This window comes from Rhodanobacter sp. OR92 (assembly GCF_000427545.1).
GTDB classification, from domain to species: Bacteria; Pseudomonadota; Gammaproteobacteria; order Xanthomonadales; family Rhodanobacteraceae; genus Rhodanobacter; species Rhodanobacter denitrificans.
Genome location: NZ_ATYF01000027.1, coordinates 1 through 2336, shown reverse-complemented (window position 1 = coordinate 2336; position 2336 = coordinate 1). Strand labels below are relative to the sequence as shown.

The 2336-nt window shown below is 55.1% G+C and carries 4 protein-coding genes; all 4 read right to left on the bottom strand.

Translation table 11 applies throughout. The annotated features are described in order from the left end of the window. Positions 1-129 precede the first annotated feature (129 nt). Positions 130-477 carry a hypothetical protein gene (locus tag RHOOR92_RS0111755; RefSeq protein WP_027490293.1) on the bottom strand — a complete coding sequence of 116 codons (348 nt, stop codon included), beginning with the start codon at positions 475-477 and terminating at the stop codon, positions 130-132. A 54-nt stretch (positions 478-531) separates the two neighbouring features. After that, positions 532-777, bottom strand: a complete 246-nt coding sequence (locus RHOOR92_RS0111750; protein WP_007514480.1) for a hypothetical protein — start codon at positions 775-777, stop codon at positions 532-534. Positions 778-1173: 396 nt separating this feature from the next. Continuing rightward, complete coding sequence (locus RHOOR92_RS19670; protein WP_155950237.1) at positions 1174-1731, bottom strand: hypothetical protein; 558 nt, start codon at positions 1729-1731, stop codon at positions 1174-1176. A gap of 69 nt (positions 1732-1800) precedes the next feature. Next, on the bottom strand, positions 1801-2217 hold the full coding sequence (locus RHOOR92_RS19325; protein WP_081491669.1) for a DUF4279 domain-containing protein: 417 nt from the start codon (positions 2215-2217) through the stop codon (positions 1801-1803). Between the last annotated feature and the right edge of the window lie 119 nt (positions 2218-2336).

The following is a 2336-nucleotide window of genomic DNA, read 5'->3' as shown; positions in this document are numbered from 1 at the left end:
TGAGTGACGTGATGCAACGGCTGTCATTTTGGCCGTCTATCCATCCGTGGAAAGGGCTTTTTCTACAGCCTCAACGCTTGAGTTGAGCGGCGGCGGAGCCGTCCGCCTCGAACGAGTGGTTAGGCCGACCTACGAGCCCGACTGCCCTATAAGCTGCAGGATGAGTTGCGGTTGGTAAACGGCCCACCAACCGAACGCACCTACCGCAACGCTGCCAACGGAACCGAGCAAAGCAGCCACGACTCCACGCTGCCACCGCCCGCGCCAAAACAACCAGACGCCTGCAACCAGAACCGGCAACACCAAAGATAGATAGTAGAACGAGAACACAAACTTGGTTTGAGGTGGCAGCTGGCCGGAGACAGGCCCGTAGATGGCGATACAACCTGGCACCAAGACGAACGCAAGAAAGACGACAACGGCTGTGGGCAGAAGGCCAGCCAAAAGCAAAGCGATGTCCTTGACGCGAGAATTCATAAGGCCTAACGCTGGAATTGAGCGGCGGCGAAGCCGTCCGCCTCGAATGAGATGTTAGGCATGGACGCCAAGAGTGTTGTTGTAGATGGCAACGGCCGACCAAACCAGGACAAGTACAAGAATACCGACGAGCGAAATCTGGTTGACGTGACGTTGAGCATCGTGGCCACGCGGATACTGCCCGAGCGTAATAACAAGCAATGAGGCGCGACCAAGGTTGAACAGAACGAACGACCAGATGATGTAGTACGCGATGAACTTGACGACAGCAACAATGCCATTGGTGATTTCTTCCTGCATGGCTACACGATGCCTAACGCTGGAATTAAGCGGCGGCGCAGCCGTCCGCTTGGATGACTGGTTAGGCCGCTACGATAGCCACTAACCTCAGAACGAACCAAGCAATGACCCCAACAAGCCAATACTTATTGGACGCGTCCTTGAATGCAAGGGGCCACATGGCTAGCGCGGCAGATGCCAGAAAGTACCCGCCGGTGATTACAGGTGCGGCAGTAGGAAGTGCTGCGCTGACGATGGAGCTGACAAGCGGCCCCAAGACAAATGGGACGAGGTACGGCCAATACACGCGCAAAGATTGCGCGAGGCTAAGGCGATGCTTTGCGAGGAAGAAGCCTGAATCCATGGGGCCTAACGCTGGAGTTAAGCGGCGGCGAAGCCGTCCGCTTGGACGAATTGTTATGCCCCATTGTATTGGTGCCACAGTCGTTGTCTGACAGCACGAGCAACTTTTACGTAGGGTCTAACGCCTGCGGTAGTGACGATGCGAACCTTGAAGAAATTAATACGCAACCAAGCGATGTAGCGCTTTTTGTGAAATAGGAACTTGGCTGGCTCATCCAGTTTCAGAAAAAAGTCATCTGAATAGAAGACATGTCCTTCTTTGCCGTCGGTGAGCTCTAGCGGTAGCTTTGAGCACAAACTTCCCACGCCTGCGTCCATATACGGTTGTAGGAAGACAATGCCTTTTACATGCGGCAGCACCCAACAATGATTGGTGACCGTAACGGGCCGAGGCCCAACGTTAGTGAACGAGAGTACGAACACTGGTCGATTGAGTAGATTGGCGTTGACGGATGGTAGGAGCCCGAGAGTCAACGCGGACTTGAGATGAATCTGGCGGTCGCGAACAGAAAGCCAAAGAGCCAAGCCAGTGATGAGAATGGTGCCAATTACAGAGAGCCAGCTAGCAAAGCTGTTGAAGCATTCCCATGTGGTGCAAGACTCAATGGTCACAGAAAAGTCCTGGGTGGGGCATAACGCTGGAGTTAAGCGGCGGCGAAGCCGTCCGCCTTGAACAAGATGTTAGGCATCAGTGTCTGGGCCATAGATGTCCAGGCCGAGTGCAATGCCCCGCTCCCCGAGAGCCTTGAGTGTGGTTGCTGAAACCATGACGCCCTCATTGGTGCCGCCCATGAACCAACCGCAAAACAGGTCTATTTTGTAGCGATGGCCCAGATCACGCCAGACAGCAAGGTCATTGGTGAGCTTGCCAAGAAGCTCTGCAACTTGACCATCGAGGTCTTCCGGTTCGGTTTCGGTTGCGTGGAGCCGCCACTGGCCAAATTGGGCTATACGGGTGCGGCCAGTCCTTAGCAAAATTTCTTGGCCCTTTGCTTGACCATGGGTGGGGGCTGCGCCTAACGCAGCCGATATCCGATCCGGATCGAGGTCGTCTCCTGCAATGCGGAGAGAAGCTACTGCACGTTGCAGGTGAGCCATGTATGACGCCTAACGCTGGAATTAAGCGGCGGCGCAGCCGTCCGCTTGGATGACTGGTTAGGTGGCAACGCTACCAAGGACGCGTGCCACCCGATTGAATGCTAACTCAGCGGACTCAC

Coding starts and splice junctions, on each gene's coding strand:
- RHOOR92_RS0111755 (WP_027490293.1), bottom strand. CDS start 477: ATGAATTCTCGCGTCAAGGACATCGCTTTGCTTTTGGCTGGCCTTCTG.
- RHOOR92_RS0111750 (WP_007514480.1), bottom strand. CDS start 777: ATGCAGGAAGAAATCACCAATGGCATTGTTGCTGTCGTCAAGTTCATC.
- RHOOR92_RS19325 (WP_081491669.1), bottom strand. CDS start 2,217: ATGGCTCACCTGCAACGTGCAGTAGCTTCTCTCCGCATTGCAGGAGAC.